Source organism: Robiginitalea myxolifaciens (assembly GCF_900115205.1).
GTDB classification, from domain to species: Bacteria; Bacteroidota; Bacteroidia; order Flavobacteriales; family Flavobacteriaceae; genus Robiginitalea; species Robiginitalea myxolifaciens.
On record NZ_FOYQ01000001.1, the window covers coordinates 685,560 to 701,762 of the forward strand.

Here is a 16,203-nt window from a genome sequence, read left to right on the forward strand (position 1 = left end):
CTGGTTTTTCCTCAGGTCAGGTTATGGCGCTTATCGGCCACCTTCTTCCATCGGTTCGGTTTTATTCCAGATCTTGATTTCGTCTTCTGCCGTGATTCCAGAAACAACCTCTACAAAGATGCCGTCCGATATTCCGGTTTCTATATCCTTGCGCTCGTATTGATTCTCTCCCGTTTTAATTTCCAGGTAAGGCTTTTCAGTTTCCTTGTCGAATTGCAACCAGGCCTCTTTTACTGCCAGGACACTATCCTTGCGCTCGAGTTCCAGGGAAGCATTGGCGCTGTACCCTGCGCGGATAAAGTAGGCCGAATCCAGCGCTACATCTCCTTCGATACGGAATTGAACTGCACCTTCTTCCTCTACCCCTTTAGGCGCGATAAACTTCAGGTTGGCATCGAATGATTTGTCCTGAATGGCCCCGAGGGTAATGCTTAGTGGCATATTGGGACGCAGTTTACCTACCTCAGCTTCATCGACCTGGCCTTCAAAGATCATTTTACCCAGATCGGCAATGATGGCTATGGTTGTACCATCGTTGAAGTTGTTGGCCTGGATTACCTGATCTCCTTCTTCGACCGGAATCTCCAGGATGGTTCCCGGTACAGTCGCGCGGATGTTGGTGTTGGCGTTAGAAGCGCCTCCGATGGAACCGCGTCGGATGATCTGGTAGTCGGCCTGGGCGTTTTTCAGTTCTTGCTGAGCCTGCTCGTAAGTTGTGGTTTGTGTCACAAACTCCTGGTCGGAAATTACCCCCCGCTCGTGCAGGGTCTTATTTCGGTTGAACTCAATCTCCGCATTATTAAGTGCAATTTCTGCATTCTTAACACGTCCCTGGGCCTGGTAAAGTGCCTGCTCATTCGGCACTACCTTGATCACCGCAATAAGGTCGCCTGCCTTTACGCTGGCACCTTCTTCCAGATAGACCTTCTCGATAATACCTGAAATCTGTGGCTTGATCTCTACCTCTTCCTGAGGAATTACCTTCCCGGTAGCAACGACCTTATTAATAATGGTCTGCTTGCTGGCCTTTTCGGTTTCATAGAGTTCAGCGGGTTTGCTGTTGGTTTTCAAAACCCGGGTAATGGCATATAATGCTCCTAACCCAAGGATGATCAACAAGCCCCATTTTACATATTTATTCATGATTGAAATTGATTAGCTATCTGTGGTTGAATTAAATTATCGTGTAGTATATGTCTTGATCATTCTCGCTTTGTTACTCTTCTCGGAGTGCATCTATAGGTTTTACTTTCACGGCACGGTTTGCCGGGATCATTCCGATCAGGATACTCAGGCCTACCATCAATACGAAGGAAACCACTACCTGAATAATGCTTACCGTTGGATTCGTAAATGGTGCGTCATCTGTCTGCCCAAAGGCGATATCGAGACCGTGTAAAATTCCTATGGAAATAATGAACCCTACCAACCCGGCAAAAAAGGTCAGTACAATGGATTCCATCACAATCTGACGGCGGATTACTTTAGGAGTTGCCCCCAGCGCACGGCGGATACCGATCTCGTTGGTTCGCTCTTTTACGGTAATCAACAGGATGTTACTCACTGCAATAACACCGGCCAGCAGGGTAAAAATCCCTACGAAGAATGAGAAGCCCGACAGTACCAGGGTAAAGGCGCTGATCCCTTCAAAGATTTGAGAAAAATCAAAGGAACCGAAAGCCCTCGGATCGTCGGGGTGAATATTGTATTTGCGCTTCAGCAGCGCCTTGATCTTGCGTTCGGCAACGGCCACCTTTTTGTCTTCGTCGACCAGAATGGCCATCCAGCCCACCTCGTCTCCGCTATTAAAAGCGGTCTGGAAGGTGGTAAAGGGAACGAATACCGCATTTTCCCCTTCAAAGTTGATATTGTCGTTTCGCTTGAAGATCCCGACTACGGTAAAATAGATCCCGTTTACCCGGATACTCTCTCCAATAGCGTTCTCCCCTTTGTCGAAAAGGAGTTTGTAGGCATCTACGCCAATTACACAGACTTTACGCGCCCCTTCAATATCTTTCTGGTTGAGAAAGCGGCCTTCGACCATGCGCTTTTTAGACATGCGGTCGATCGTTGGGTAGTCTCCGTAAACACTGGATCCACTGCTTTTTCCACCACGAATAACCGTAACGGTTCCCCGAAAATTACCCAACTGAATGCGCGGACTGATGTCGTCTACCTCAGGTACTTCGCGCTTGATGAGTGCTACATCCTCCAGGCGTAGATCCACGCTGCGTCCACGCTCAAATCCCTTGTAGGGCATTGAGGTGCGCTGAGTCCACAAGAACATGCTGTTGGTGGCGGTACCGGCAAAAATCTGATTAAAGCCATTCTTCATCCCATTGGTTGCACCGAGCAATCCAATAAGGATAACCATGGCAAATATTACCCCGAGGGTGGTCAGAAAGGTCCGGAGCATATTTTTGCTCAGGGTGGTAAAAACCTCTTTCCATAAGTCGCGATCCAGCAGTCCCATATTAGTCGGCTCTTAGTGCTTCAATAGGTTTAACATTTGCTGCCCGTATAGAGGGTATCAGTCCGGCCAGAACACCTGCAAAAATCAGTACTACCGTACAGGTAATTACTACAGTGTTGTCTACGTTCGGGTTGGAAAATGCCGGCGCATCCACGAGGGGTGAAATAGCGGCGACAATCCCCATGGAGAATAACATACCGCCAAATCCACTAAGGGTGGTGATAACGATAGACTCCAATAAAATGAGTTTGATGATTTCGATAGGTCGGGCACCGAGGGCTTTACGCACCCCGATTTCCTTGGTGCGTTCCTTAATAATGAAGATCAGGATATTTCCGATCCCCACGATTCCGGCGATAAGGATGAGTACCCCAACGCCAATGGCCACATACTTCAGGAAACTGCTGAAGGATTGTACATTGGAAAATCCTTCTGCAAAGTTATTGACAAAGAAAGCACTCTGATCTTCCGGGTGGATGGTCAGGCGGCGTTTCAACACCTCTTCCAGGGTATCCCCGAATCCCATGGCCCGGGTAAAATCGAACTCCGGATTGTAGGTCATCGCAATGGTATTGACCTGATCGGAATTCCCAAAAATCTGTTGCATGGTGGTGTAGGGAGCGTAGATATTGCTCTCCTCCCTTTCGTTCCCGTCGTCTCCGAACACCCCAATCACCTTAAAGACCAGTCCATTGGCGATCAGATTCTGCCCTACCGGATCCTCGTCTTTGAATAATTCTTTCTGAACTTGCCGGCCAATGACCATGACCTTCTGCTTGTTGCGGACATCCTGAATGTTCAAATACCGCCCATTGAGAATGATAGAACGCTCAATCTGCTGGTGGTCGGGACTCACTCCGACTACACCATAGGCTCCCGTCTCCTGCTTAAACTTAAAGGTCATGGAGCGGTTAAACCGCGGGCTGAAATATTCGATTGAACTCGCGTAACTCCCTTTGATAAAATCCAGGTCGTCGTTCTTGAACCGGATGCGGCGGCCGGCTTCAAAACCTCCATAGGGTTTGGAAGTGGCATTGGGATAAATAAAAATGGAATTCGTGGCATCGTCATTGAACTGCTTCTCGAAACCATTCTGCATCCCGTTTACTGACGCCAGCAGTAATACCAAGATAAAAATCCCCCAGGCAACGGAAAATCCGGTTAGGAAAGTCCGCAACTTATTGTTGCGCATGCTGTGCCAGATTTCCTGCCAGGTATCTTTATTGAACATAGGAAGAAGCTCTTACCTGCTTGATTTTTTTGTCTTCGACAATAACTCCGTCGCGCAGGTGAATAATGCGTTTACACATGTGGGCAATGTCCTCCTCGTGCGTAACCACCAGGATAGTATTCCCCTGGTCGTTAATATTCTGAATCAGGTCCATTACCTCATAGGAGGTTTTACTATCCAGGGCACCGGTAGGCTCATCGGCCAGCAATACCTTAGGTTCCGCAGCCATGGCGCGCGCAATGGCGACCCGCTGCTTCTGACCTCCGGAAAGTTCGTTGGGCAGGTGATGTGCCCATTCCTTCAGGCCCACCTGCTCCAGGTATTTGATGGCTTTTTCTTCCCGCTCCTTACGACCAACCTTTTGGTAGTACAGTGGCAAGGCCACATTTTCCATCGCAGATTTATAGTTGATCAGGTTGAAGGACTGGAAAACAAAGCCCAGGAATTTATTTCGGTACTTGGCGGCCTTAGTCTCACTTAGATTCTTAATCGGCACGCCATCCAGGTTGTATTCGCCAGAATCGGCTTCATCCAGCATTCCCAGAATGTTGAGTAGTGTGGATTTACCGGATCCGGACGAACCCATTATCGCTACCAACTCGCCTTCCTCGGCGGTAAAATTGATTCCCTTTAAGACATGAAGGGAATTGCTGCCCATTTTATAGGACTTGTGTAAGTCTTTAATCTCGATCATGGTTGGCTTTTGCTTTAATGCGATCTAACCGTTAGACCGCTAAGTTCCCGTTTTGTTACAGGGATGTTCTGAATTTTTTGTTAAAATTGTTTAAGCCCCTTCCATTACGGGCTCAATGGCATTCCAGACTTTGATGACGTCGTCCTCGTTCAAACCCGAAATTACCTCAACAAAAATGCCATCGCTGATTCCGAGTTCCAGGTCGCGGCGCTCAAATTGCTGGTCGCCTACCTCTACCTCAACGTAGGGCTTCTTGGTAGCCGAATCGAATTGGACCAGGGCTTCCTTAAGGGCGAGTGCCCCTTCGGCCTTGCCGAGGATAATGGACGCATTGGCACTGAGTCCGGCCCGGATAAATACGCTATCCTGCTTGGAAAGGGTACCCTTGATCTCGAACTGTATCGCGCCGTTCTCCTCGTTCCCCTTTGGAGCGATGTAGTCCAATACAGCTGGAAAAATTTTATCCTCAATGGCTCCTACGGTTATTTCAAGGGGAAGGTCCTCGTGGATTTTCCCCACCTCAGACTCATCGACCATGCCTTCAAAGATCATCTTGTCTATATCGGCGATGGCGGCAATGGTCGTTCCTTCATTAAAGGTGTTGGCCTCGATAACCTGGTTACCTACTTCTACCGGCACCTCGAGGATCATCCCCCCTACGGTGGCCCGGATAAGCGTATTGGCTGCGCTGCTTAGACCGCGGGTGGTACCTGTCTTCACAATATCATAGCGCTGGTTGGCTGCGGCATACCCTTGTTTGGCCTGGTCATAATCTACTTCGGCCCGATCCAGGTCGGCCTGGGAGATAACGCCCTTATTGAACAGGGTTAACTGACGCTCGTAATTGCGTTGCCGGTCGTTCAGGGTAATCTTGGCGTCCTCAATCGCATTCTTGGCATCGTTCAGGGCGTTCAGGTTCGGGACTACTTTGAGTTTAGCAATAAGGTCCCCGGACTTAACATAGTCGCCCCCTTCCACATAAATTTCCTCGATCACACCACTGATATTTGGTTTGATCAGGACTTCTTCCAACGGGAGGATGCTCCCGGTAGCTACGGTTTTCTTTACGATATCCTGGCGCGTAGGCTTTTCCGTCTGATAGACCACCGGGTCTTCAGAGTTCTTGGAATACAAATAGTACATGGACCCGGCAAAGACCAGGACAATCAGGATCAGGATGATGCGGGTGACAGATTTTTTCATCGCAGTTGGGTTTTACTTTCTTTGTTGACTTTCGCTTTTTGACTTTTGTTGTTCACTTCACTTTCAGGGGGAAGTTCCCTTTCTTCCGTTCCGGGGGAAGGACCCGTTTATTTTATTCGGTTCTTAAGGCATCGATAGGCCTGACTTTAATAGCACTTTGGGCGGGGATAAATCCGGCCAGCAAGCCGGACACCACCAATATGGTCAGGGATCCCACTACGACCCCCATACTAACACTCGGATTCAAAAACATATCCACCGGACCGTTGGCATCGAGTAGTGCGTTTACCCCATAGATAAACAAGGCGCCAAAGCTGATTCCGCACATCCCCGAAATCAGGGTCAGGAAAATAGATTCCATCAGGATTTGCAGGCGAATACTCCAGGGCTTCTCCCCCAGGGCGCGCCGAATCCCGATTTCCTTGGTGCGCTCCTTAACGACAATCAGCATGATATTGCTCACCCCGATGATCCCAGAGAGCAGGACCAGGACGCCGACAAAATAGGCGATGAACCGCATGGCCCCGAACAGGCTTTCTACCCGGTTATATTGCTCGTACAGGTCAAAATAGCCGATCGCGCGCTGGTCTTCCGGATGTACTTTATGCTTCTCTTTCAGGGCACCTACTATGGATTCTTTCAGGGATGTGATCGAAGTGCCGTCTTTGGCAGTAATCGCCATCCAACCTACATTATCGGCCCGGTTAAAAGCCTGGGAGAATGCAGTGAAAGGCACAAAGATTTGCTTTTGCCCTTCTTCCCCATCGCCATCATTGTTGCGTTTCTTGTAGGTGCCGACCACCAGGAAGTTCACCCCGGAAATCTTGATATAGGTGCCGACCACTTCTTCCCCGGCATCGTAAAGGTCGCTGACGACCCCTTCCCCGATAATCGCGATCTTGCGCTTGTCCTGGATGTCGTTATGGTTAATAAACCGGCCACTGGTAATCTGCATCGGGTCCTGATTGATGATTTCAGGATAATCCCCGTAAATATTATAGGCCCCGGTCTTGATCCCGCGGATTACGTTACTACCCCCGCGAAAACCTCCCAATTGGTTTCTTGGGGAAATAAAGCGCAACTCGGGAAAATTGTTTTCCAGCAGGGCCCGGTCCTCAATTTTAAAGCTGAAATCCCGGTCTTTCGGCAGGCCTTCATAGGCTTTGGTAGTGCGGCGGGTCCAGATAAACATGGTATTGGTGGCTATGTCTCCAAAATCGGCTTTGATCCCATTTTCCAGGCCTTTGCCCGCAGCCAGCAGGATTATCAGGATGAGTATTCCCCAGAAAACACCAAATGCCGTCAACAAGGTGCGGAACCAATTGCTGGTGAGCACTTCCAATATTTCTTTCCAACGATCGCGGTTAAACATAGCTCCTTGTTTTATTCGTCCCTGAGGGCATTAATCACTTGTATATTCGCCGCACGCCATGCGGGAAAGAATCCTGCCACAGTTCCGGCAAAAATCAATACCAGTACAGTTGCCACAGCAACATTGAGGTTAACCGATGGATTCATGATATAATCGACTTCTACATACGGGCCTACCAACTCCAGCAAGAGCATACTGAAGAACAGCCCCAAAAACCCGGAGATAGCCGTAACAAAAATGGCCTCGTGGAGGATCATTCCCACAATAGACCAGGGCTTGGCCCCAAGTGCCTTTCGCACCCCTATTTCTCGCGTCCTTTCCTTGACCACAATGAGCATGATATTGCTCACCCCTACAACCCCGGCGATTATTGTACAGATTCCGACAAACCAGAAGAAGAACTTGATATTCCCGGTAAGGCTGTAGTAGCGTTTGGCCTCTTCCATGGCGCTCCAGACCTGAATAGCACCCGTATCGTCCGGTGCTACGGTATGGGCTTGCTGCAAATACTGCCGCAGTTCGTCTTTGAAAGCTACGGCTTGAGCAACGGCCTGGTCAAAATTTTCTGCAGGGGGAAGGGTATACGCCAGGTTGTTTACGCGGTCTCCGCCATTGAATACCTTTTGTGCCGTACTAAGGGGAATATACAAGGTCTCTTCCTCCCGTTCGCGCAATTCTTTATATACTCCGATAATCTTAAAGGGGATCCCGGAAAACTCGATGTATTCCCCCAGAGGGCTTTCCAAATGGCCGAAAACGTCTTTCCGAATTTTATTTCCAATAACCACAACCTTGGCGGTTCCTTCGTGGTCCAAGAGGTTAATAAAGCGCCCATCGACCATTTTGGCGTTTTCGATAAACTGGAAATCGCCCTGCACCCCATGGATACCGTAAACCAAAGCCTCATTCCCGTAGTTTACGTTTACGTTGCGCACAAAAATCCGGGGGGATTCGTTTTCGATTTTTTCGGCATTGGCCTTGCTCCAGAAATCAAAATTGTCGTTGCGCAGCTGAATGCGGCGTCCGGGGTTCATCCCCTTGAATTCCTTGGTGGTCATTCCGGGCCAAACCCAGACCGAGGTAGAGGCGTCCTGCTCAAATTCGTGGGCAATACCGTTCTGCATGCCCTGCCCGAATCCCAGCAAAATAACAAGTATGAATATACCGGAGGCTACTGACAGCCCCGTAAGGAAAGTGCGGAGTTTGTTTTTTCGAAGGGTATCGAAAATCTCCTGCCATCGCTCGATATCGAACATGGGTTGGGTTTTTTGATTGATGAATGGCCAGGGATAGATCCTCTGTTACGAGGGTGATACACCAATGGCCTACTTATCAGACGATCAAAAAGAGGGATTGTTACAGTTTTGCCCCGAAAAATTCAGGCGCGCATTTTTCGGTAAACCACAAAGATCAGGACACCAACCACAACATATGGGATGGCCATCAGATAAACGATGCCGTCGTTTATTCCCTCGGCAATACCGGTATCGTCATTGCTTTCGAGTACCGCGCGACACATGGCGCACTGCGCCTGGCTGTATAATGGCAGGAGCATCACAAGGAGCAACCCGGCAATTCGCATTGGGGATGTTGGGCGGTATGAGCGGCTTCGGTTAGACATAGTAGGGGGATATCATCAGGTAAACCACGACTCCGGTAATCGCTACGTAAAGCCAAACCGGAAAAGTTATTCGCGCCCATTTACGATGTCCGGCAAAATCCTCCAGATAGGCCTTGGCATAGGTACGTAGGACCAGGGGAATCACAATTATGGAGAGGGCAATATGCGAAATCAGGATAAAGAAGTATACGATGCGCATGGCCCCTTCCCCACCATAAGGAGTGGAATCTGAGGTCATGTGATAAGCTACATACATGATCAGGAAGAGCAACGACAGGGCAATACAAGTGGTCGTCAGGCGGCTGTGCAGCACCCGGTTGCCATTCTTAATAGCCCAAAGCGCAATGATTAGCAGCACCGCCGTTAGCCCATTGATCCCGGCATAGATCGGAGGAAGAAAGGACAAGGGCTCCACCCCGGGCAATCGCACCGAAAAGAGCAAGGCCACTACCAGTGGAATTACAATGGAAATAATTGTAATCCAAAGATTGAAACGTTTTTCCTTTTTTGCACGTAGCTCGTCCATACCTGCTATTCCTTAAGTAATTTTCGAATATCCTCTTTGAGGATAGTGATCTGTTGTGTCTCGGTTTGCAGTTCCCCTTCTTCGGCAGTAGGTTGGTCTTCAGGGATAGAACCCCGGTAATAAACAATCGGATTTCCGTGGGCGTCCTTTCGACTACGGATAAACCCTTCCTTATCAATTAGGGCAAATAAGCCCGAATGCTCAAATCCGCCGGGGACTTCCGGCATCTCGGCAGCAAAAATATTGAAGCCCGCATTGGCCAGCTCGTAAATCTCCTCCCGGTCTCCTGTAAGCAGGTTCCAATCAAGGTCGGTGATTCCGTATTTTTCGCCGTATTGCTTTAATCGGGACGGCGTATCGTAATTTGGGTTGATAGTAATCGAAGCTATCCCAAAATCCTGCCGTGCTCCGAATTCCTCCTGCAGGGACACCAAATTTCGGGTCATGGTCGGGCAAATGGTCGGACAGGTCGTAAAAAAGAATTCCACTACAAAAACCTTTCCCCTGTAATCGGCTTCGGTTACCAACAGGCTATCCTGATTCCGCAGGGTAAAATCCGGCACTTTGCGACGCTCCCCATTCAGGGATATGTATTCCACAGGAGGGCCGCTTATCCTATCCTGGGCAACTACCTCACCATCGGCAATCCTACGGGAGATTTCTACGTAGGCAAATACCCCAAAGAGCAGGACAATTACACCTACCCCGATATAACCGTATTTACGCACACCAGCCATACTTACTCGGCGGATTCTTTGTACTTATTATTCTTTTTCAAGGCCCTTCTATATTCGGCAAGGATAATCTTGACGTCGTCCTTCATTTTGTTATTTAAATCAGCAACGGAGGTGGCATCAAAGCCGTATTTGGTTTGCCCGTCTTCGTCCTCGTCCCGGCCGCGCAACATGCGCTCTTTATCCAGGATAAAGACATAAGGGGAACTCAAATCCTCCCCGAGCTCCAGGTCGGTCTCAAGGGACTGAAAGAGCGACTTGATGTCTTCGGGTTCGCCATAGGCAAACTTCCACCCACTGGTATCGGTAAAGCCGGATAGCTCTTCCACCAAGGAAGCCACTTGCACTTCTGAGTTCTTGGGGACAATCATGATTACCTGGAAGTCCTTGAACTCGTAGTACGGCTTGTAAATCTTCTGATTCAGGTTAAAGGCAACACCCTTCTTATTCTCAATGTCGGTGCCAAGAAACCCGAGGATACTGATATTCCCTTCCAGTTTTTCTGACCCTTCAAAAGCGGATAATTCCTGAACCGGACCGGAGAGTGCCGGTAAAATCCCAAAGCGGGTAACCCCAGTGGCAAAAAAGAGGTATACCACCAACGGCAACACAAAAAGCACAACGAGTACAACGGTTTTTTTCATAGCTCTTACCGGGGTACAAAAATAAAAAAAGACGGTGGAGTCACCGTCTTTCAAATCGTTTAAATCCCGTTAAAAATTCCAGGTGACGAATCCGTCTTTAAAGACGTTGTAGATATAATCCGCCTCGAAAAGCAAAATCAGGATCAGATAGCTCACGAGGAATATTGGCGTCCATACAACGGCTCGGCGCAGATTGGATTTCTCATCGCGCATGTGCATGAAATCCCAGGTAATATAATAGGCCTTGACCAGGGTCAGGATTATGAAAATCCAATTGAGCAATTTCATCCCTATGAAATAAGTCCCGACCAGAAAATCAGGTTTGGTGATCCCCAGGGCAACTTCGATGGCCGTAACAATGGAAAGAAATATCAGCACGCCCCAGATTTTGGTAACGTTGGACTTGAATTTTACCAGTCCTCTGAATATTTCCAATTTGTGTTCGTGTCCCATGTTTTTATTCTTTATTAATCGAACAGATGCTTTTTACTAATTCGCTGCTGGCTAGACCAGGTAGAAGAAGGTAAATACAAATACCCACACCAAGTCTACAAAGTGCCAGTACAACCCAACTTTTTCCACCATTTCATAGTGCCCCCGGCGTTCGTAGGTACCCAGGATTACGTTGAAGAATATGATGATATTGAATACAACTCCCGAGAAAACGTGGAAGCCGTGGAATCCGGTGATAAAGAAAAAGAAGTCTGCGAACAAACGACTCCCGTATTCGTTCCGGATTAAGTTGGCCCCCTCTACTACGAGCTTGGCATCCTTGATACGCTCGAGGGATTGCTTGCGATCCAACAAGGTCTTTTCTCCATTTTCATTTATGGTCTCCGTACGGATCAGGATATTTGGATTGGAACGGAATCCTTCCACTACCTCGTTTACCGTGTATGTGGTCAGTGACCCTTCTTCCCGGAACCAAATTCCATTTTTTCTTTCATGTTCTGCTCGCTCATCCGGAATAGTCGCCGCAAATTCTGCTAAGGCAGCGCGCTCTCCGGTATCTGCATTGACAAATTGCAAGATACGACCCCCGCGGGTTTCGACGGCACCGTAATCACCACGGATAAAAGTTGCCCATTCCCAAGCCTGAGATCCTACGAAAATAGCCCCTCCGATGATGGTCAGAAATAGATAGATAATAACCTTGTTCTTCATCATCCGGTGTCCGGCATCAACCGCCAGTACCATCGTTACAGAAGACATAATCAGGACAAAAGTCATGAAGGCCACGTAGTACATCGGGAAATTCCCATGGAAAAAGGGTACGTGTGTAAATACTTCATCGGCTATAGGCCACGTCTCAATGAACTTGAACCGAGAAAATCCATAAGCACATAAAAAACCAGAAAAAGTCAGGGCATCCGATACGATAAAAAACCACATCATCAGTTTACCATAACTGGCACCGAGGGGTCGGTTACCGCCTCCCCATACACTTCCTTCCGTTTCGGTTGTTACCGCAGTATCCATAAAGTCGTTTTGGGTATTAAGAGAATTTTAGCAAAAATACATTTTTTTATCTGTTCCCAAAGGAAGATTCCGCACTTATATACTAACGATAAAAGGCGAAAAACAGTACGAGATACAACCATAGAAAATCAAGGAAATGCCAGAAGGTACTTCCCATTTCAATTCCGGTCATGTTTCCCGGTCCGTACGCCCCTTTGTGCTGTTGGTAAATCACCACTCCAAGGCTGATAAGGCCAACGGCCACGTGCAGCAAGTGGACCATGGCAATGAGATACACATAAGACAGTGTAATACTGCTTGTTGGCCCGGTAAAATAGTAGCCAGAAGCGATCATGGCAGAAAAGCCTTTAAACTGAAAAGCGACAAAGGCGAGTCCGAGGGCCAGGGTCAGGTAGAGCCAACCCCTGGTTTTGCCCTGAGCATCCTGCTTTGCACTGCGCACAGCCATCCAGTAGGTCAGGCTACTGATAATCAAAATGGTCGTACTGATCCAGAAGGCCTGAGGTAACTCAAAATCGGTAAGCCAATCTTCGCGCCGACTACTGACGATATAAGCACTGGTCCATCCGGCGAAGGTCATAAGCAGGGAGGCGATTCCGAACCAGAGCATCATTTTCCGGGCTCTGCTTTGTTTGCTTTCTTTCAATTGCGTCATTGCATAATAAATTTATCTAGGACATATATTATCTGGATCAGGCTAATGTAGGTAACACTGGAGAGCATCAGGCTGCGTGCCGATTTGCGATCCCGGCGCTCGTAAAGCCGGAGGGCAAACCACAGCATTACCAATCCCATCAGGAAAATCAGAACGGCCGCCGGTACCGAAAGGACCAGGCTACCGGTAATCCCAAAAACCGGAATTATGGAAATCACCAGCATCCACAAGGTGTACATAATGATTTGTACCGCGGTTCCGGTATCGCGCTTTCCTGTGGGTAACATTTTAAATCCCCCGCGCTTGTAGTCTTCATGCAACATCCAACCCAGCGCCCAGAAATGCGGGAATTGCCAGAAAAACTGGATCATGAAGAGGGTTCCGGGTTCAATGCCAAATTCACCCGTGGCGGCAACCCAACCCAACATAAATGGGATCGCACCCGGAAATGCCCCAACAAATACAGACAAAGGGGTAACGGTTTTTAAGGGCGTGTACACACAGACATAGAGAAAAATGGACAGCGCCCCAAAAAATGCCGTTTTGGGATTGAGCAAAAACAACAGGAACACCCCAACAAGGGTCATCACAATCGCTATGGTGAGGGCCAGCGCCACGCTCATTCGCCCCGAGGGAATCGGACGATTTTTGGTACGGTGCATCTTGGCATCGAGATGGCGTTCGATGATTTGGTTGTAAGCATTTGAGGCCCCAACCATACAAAAGCCACCAACAGATAACAGCGCCAGTGCTCCTATCTCGGGCGAATCAGCCCCCAGGAAATATCCGGCAATCGCAGAAAAAACCACACTCAGGGCGAGCCTGACTTTGGTGATCTCGCGAAAATCCGCAAGGCGAGAATGCCCGGTACCGGAAGTTGCCATTCCTGTAACTTGATCCATTGAATCCCTTTGTGATAAGGGCTGCAAAGATACGCACCAAACGCGGTCTTTCCAACGGATGGAAACCCTGTTTTTCAGGCATCAACATCCCCTTATTGCCCCAGCACAAAATTTATAGGGACTGCAAAGCGGACGGGTACAGGAATCCCCCTTACTTTCCCGGGTATCATCTGAGGCAAGCGGTTAATGATGCGAGATGCCTCCTTTTCGAGAACAGGCGCCGGTCCCCGGAGTTTTAACCCCCCGATTTCCCCCGTTTTAGAAATCACAAATTCCACATACACACGTCCCTGTTGTCCGGTGACCACAGCTGCATCGGGATAGCGGAAATTCCGCTTAATATGCTTCTTAAGCCCAGCCTGAAAACAGGCGAACCGTTCCTCTGAAGACACCTTTTCACAGCCCGGAAAAACCGGCAACTCCTGTACGTTTAACATGGTATAATACTGTTCTTCCTTAGGGGCCTCGGGGGTTATCCTGGGCCCGGGAGGAGCAGGTGGGGTCAAGGATAAACTAATGGGTATGTCCTCTTTCTCAATAGCCGGTGCCTCGGTTTTATCGACCACGATGCGTTGCAGGGGTTTGCGAACCGGTTCCGGGGTGGCCAGGGCCATGATTTTCGGGGGCTCTTCCTGTTGTTCCTGCAAGTAAAATACCTGTTCTTCGAGTAACTCCAATGGAGGAGGCGCCGGGTCTTCCTTCAGGGGGAAGATCCACTCCAACGCAATATAGGATACCGTCATGGCAAGTATCAATCCTATCTGAAATCGGATCGGACCATTTTTGGGAAGGTTCGCCCTTGCCTTCAACAGGTAGGACGGGATTCTCTTTGGAACAGTTTCTTCCTCCTTGTTGTGGTTTTTGTTCTCATTGTAGTCAGCTTCATTTTTCATCGTATTTCGGGTTTAAAGTTTACCCTGAAACCAGCACAAAAAATGTTCCTTACAGCGCTGAAAAGCCCGAATTTACGGTGTAAATGAGTGAAGTAGCCATTTGAGTGAGGGAAAGAAAATCCAAAGGCAAAGGCCAAAAAAAATCCCCGGCGAATGCAGGGGATTTTTTATGCTATGAATCGTTGTCGATTCTGAATCTTGTTATTGCAGCTTAAACATGATCGGGATACTGAAGGGTACACGTACCGCACGCCCTCGTTGTTTTCCTGGAGTCATTTTAGGCAGCTTTTCGATGATGCGACGTGCTTCGGCTTCGAGGTTCTTGTCCGGGCCTCGCATACGAATGTTTCCGATACTGCCGTCTTTCTGAATGGTGAACATCACCGCAACACGTCCCTGGATTCCCATTTCCTGAGCAATTTCCGGGTAGTGGAAGTTCTTACGGATGTGCTTCTGCATCATTTCGTTGAAGCAGGCCCGCTTATCGCTGGCGCCTTCGCAACCAGGGAAAATTGGCACGTCTTCAATTACAGAGAATGGTACGTCGATATCCTCTTCTACTTCCTCAACTTCAATATCGTCGATTTCGATAATTTCTTCTTCCTGGCTGGTCTCGGTAGACTCGATAACGGTCTCCTCAACATCTTCCTCATCTTCTACAACCTCGATCACTTCCGGTGCAGCAGGTGGCGGTGGAGGTGGAGGCGTTTTGATCTGCTCGGTCATCGGCACCTCTTCGTCCAGCAATTCTTCTACGTCCATGGAAATGTCGTAGTTAGCGGCATCATCATAGGTTTTCCATTCCAGGGCCAGGTATACCAGTCCCATTACCAGGGCCAGGCCAAGCACAAAATAAAGGCCGCTGTTCTTTCTCAAGTCAGCTTTAGCACTCTTCTTCAATTCCATGATTTCATTACTTTAATGTTTGCTAATTTAACCAAAGTTTTGCTAAAAATGCAATAGATACTTCCAAATTCAAAGCAGGAGTTCGTGAAAGCCCCTTTTGAGTGAGGCAAGTCCCGCAAACAGGCCCAGCCCGTTTGCCACCAGGTCTCCCCATTGGGCACTTCTGCCGGCAGGCAACACCAGTTGCAATCCTTCTATGGCCAAACCAAAGAGTAACAGGCCAAAAACTGCCCGGCGAACCCAGCGTCCGCGACTTGGATCTTCAAGGGTGTTCTCCTTTATCGTCAGGCCGGCGAGGATCATTGCACCAAAATAAAAAACGAAATGGGCCGCCTTGTCCATGTAGGGGATGTCCATGCCAACCTCAGAGAAGTCGTCTACGGGCATCAGGCAGGCTACAACAATACCTGCCAGCCAAAGGATAAGCCCAAGGGTAAAGATTCCGGGCTTAGGCCCCGATGAGTTCCTTGTACTGCGCATCGGAAAGCAGGTCGTCTGCCTGAGAAGGGTCGCTCATCTTGATTCGGATCATCCACCCGGCACCATAAGGATCTGTGTTTACGGTTTCAGGCTCCTGCTCCAGATCTTCATTAAAAGCAATGATTTCCCCACTTACGGGCAAAAACAAATCGGAAACGGTTTTAACGGCTTCCACCGTGCCAAAAACCTCCTCGGCGTCCAGGGTTTCATCCAGGGTCTCCACCTCAACATAGACAATATCGCCCAGCTCGCTCTGCGCGAAATCGGTAATGCCTACAGTTGCAGTGTCCCCTTCAATCCGGACCCATTCGTGGTCCTTGGTATACTTCAGATCAGACGGAATATTCATGTGTTGCTAAATTAGTCGTACGAGCAAATGTAGCGTATTCC

19 protein-coding genes are annotated in these 16,203 nt (G+C 48.7%); all 19 read right to left on the bottom strand.

Annotation, left to right across the window (positions count from 1 at the left end):
- Nucleotides 1-30: 30 nt before the first annotated feature.
- Nucleotides 31-1,143 carry an efflux RND transporter periplasmic adaptor subunit gene (locus BM318_RS03025; protein WP_092980574.1) on the bottom strand — a complete coding sequence of 371 codons (1,113 nt, stop codon included), beginning with the start codon at nucleotides 1,141-1,143 and terminating at the stop codon, nucleotides 31-33.
- Nucleotides 1,144-1,216: 73 nt separating this feature from the next.
- Nucleotides 1,217-2,473 (bottom strand): ABC transporter permease, encoded by a 1,257-nt coding sequence (locus tag BM318_RS03030; RefSeq protein WP_092980575.1) that lies wholly within the window; start codon nucleotides 2,471-2,473, stop codon nucleotides 1,217-1,219.
- A 1-nt stretch (nucleotide 2,474) separates the two neighbouring features.
- Nucleotides 2,475-3,704 (bottom strand): ABC transporter permease, encoded by a 1,230-nt coding sequence (locus BM318_RS03035; RefSeq protein ID WP_092980576.1) that lies wholly within the window; start codon nucleotides 3,702-3,704, stop codon nucleotides 2,475-2,477.
- A complete protein-coding gene (locus tag BM318_RS03040; RefSeq protein ID WP_092980578.1) occupies nucleotides 3,694-4,398 on the bottom strand; it encodes an ABC transporter ATP-binding protein in 705 nt (234 codons plus the stop codon). Before BM318_RS03040 ends, BM318_RS03035 begins: the two co-directional genes overlap by 11 nt.
- Nucleotides 4,399-4,488: 90 nt before the next feature.
- Nucleotides 4,489-5,601: an efflux RND transporter periplasmic adaptor subunit gene (locus tag BM318_RS03045; protein ID WP_092980581.1), complete on the bottom strand. Its 1,113-nt coding sequence runs from the start codon at nucleotides 5,599-5,601 to the stop codon at nucleotides 4,489-4,491.
- 112 nt (nucleotides 5,602-5,713) lie between these two features.
- On the bottom strand, nucleotides 5,714-6,973 hold the full coding sequence (locus BM318_RS03050) for an ABC transporter permease (RefSeq protein ID WP_092980583.1): 1,260 nt from the start codon (nucleotides 6,971-6,973) through the stop codon (nucleotides 5,714-5,716).
- Nucleotides 6,974-6,984: 11 nt separating this feature from the next.
- Nucleotides 6,985-8,229 carry an ABC transporter permease gene (locus BM318_RS03055; protein WP_092980585.1) on the bottom strand — a complete coding sequence of 415 codons (1,245 nt, stop codon included), beginning with the start codon at nucleotides 8,227-8,229 and terminating at the stop codon, nucleotides 6,985-6,987.
- 122 nt (nucleotides 8,230-8,351) lie between these two features.
- The gene (locus BM318_RS03060; RefSeq protein WP_394333322.1) at nucleotides 8,352-8,594 is read right to left on the bottom strand and encodes a hypothetical protein; all 243 of its coding nucleotides are present in this window, start codon (nucleotides 8,592-8,594) and stop codon (nucleotides 8,352-8,354) included.
- Nucleotides 8,587-9,120, bottom strand: coding sequence for a DUF420 domain-containing protein (locus BM318_RS03065; RefSeq protein ID WP_092980590.1), 534 nt, complete (start codon nucleotides 9,118-9,120; stop codon nucleotides 8,587-8,589). The genes BM318_RS03060 and BM318_RS03065 overlap by 8 nt, the downstream gene beginning before the upstream one ends.
- A 5-nt stretch (nucleotides 9,121-9,125) precedes the next feature.
- Complete coding sequence (locus tag BM318_RS03070) at nucleotides 9,126-9,857, bottom strand: SCO family protein (protein ID WP_177218244.1); 732 nt, start codon at nucleotides 9,855-9,857, stop codon at nucleotides 9,126-9,128.
- Nucleotides 9,858-9,859: 2 nt separating this feature from the next.
- Nucleotides 9,860-10,498: a hypothetical protein gene (locus BM318_RS03075; protein WP_092980592.1), complete on the bottom strand. Its 639-nt coding sequence runs from the start codon at nucleotides 10,496-10,498 to the stop codon at nucleotides 9,860-9,862.
- 69 nt (nucleotides 10,499-10,567) lie between these two features.
- The gene (locus tag BM318_RS03080; protein WP_092980593.1) at nucleotides 10,568-10,951 is read right to left on the bottom strand and encodes a cytochrome C oxidase subunit IV family protein; all 384 of its coding nucleotides are present in this window, start codon (nucleotides 10,949-10,951) and stop codon (nucleotides 10,568-10,570) included.
- A gap of 51 nt (nucleotides 10,952-11,002) precedes the next feature.
- Entirely contained in the window at nucleotides 11,003-11,977 is a 975-nt protein-coding gene (locus tag BM318_RS03085) for a cytochrome c oxidase subunit 3 (RefSeq protein ID WP_092980594.1), read from the bottom strand.
- An 82-nt stretch (nucleotides 11,978-12,059) separates the two neighbouring features.
- On the bottom strand, nucleotides 12,060-12,632 hold the full coding sequence (locus BM318_RS03090) for a cytochrome c oxidase subunit 3 (protein WP_092980596.1): 573 nt from the start codon (nucleotides 12,630-12,632) through the stop codon (nucleotides 12,060-12,062).
- On the bottom strand, nucleotides 12,629-13,534 hold the full coding sequence (gene cyoE, locus BM318_RS03095) for a heme o synthase (protein WP_177218245.1): 906 nt from the start codon (nucleotides 13,532-13,534) through the stop codon (nucleotides 12,629-12,631). The genes BM318_RS03090 and cyoE overlap by 4 nt, the downstream gene beginning before the upstream one ends.
- Nucleotides 13,535-13,626: 92 nt before the next feature.
- Nucleotides 13,627-14,427, bottom strand: a complete 801-nt coding sequence (locus BM318_RS03100) for an energy transducer TonB (RefSeq protein ID WP_092980597.1) — start codon at nucleotides 14,425-14,427, stop codon at nucleotides 13,627-13,629.
- Nucleotides 14,428-14,628: 201 nt separating this feature from the next.
- Nucleotides 14,629-15,333 (bottom strand): energy transducer TonB, encoded by a 705-nt coding sequence (locus BM318_RS03105; protein ID WP_092980598.1) that lies wholly within the window; start codon nucleotides 15,331-15,333, stop codon nucleotides 14,629-14,631.
- Between the two features lie 69 nt (nucleotides 15,334-15,402).
- A complete protein-coding gene (locus BM318_RS03110; protein WP_143099902.1) occupies nucleotides 15,403-15,813 on the bottom strand; it encodes a VanZ family protein in 411 nt (136 codons plus the stop codon).
- On the bottom strand, nucleotides 15,782-16,162 hold the full coding sequence (gcvH, locus tag BM318_RS03115; RefSeq protein ID WP_092980601.1) for a glycine cleavage system protein GcvH: 381 nt from the start codon (nucleotides 16,160-16,162) through the stop codon (nucleotides 15,782-15,784). The genes BM318_RS03110 and gcvH overlap by 32 nt, the downstream gene beginning before the upstream one ends.
- Between the last annotated feature and the right edge of the window lie 41 nt (nucleotides 16,163-16,203).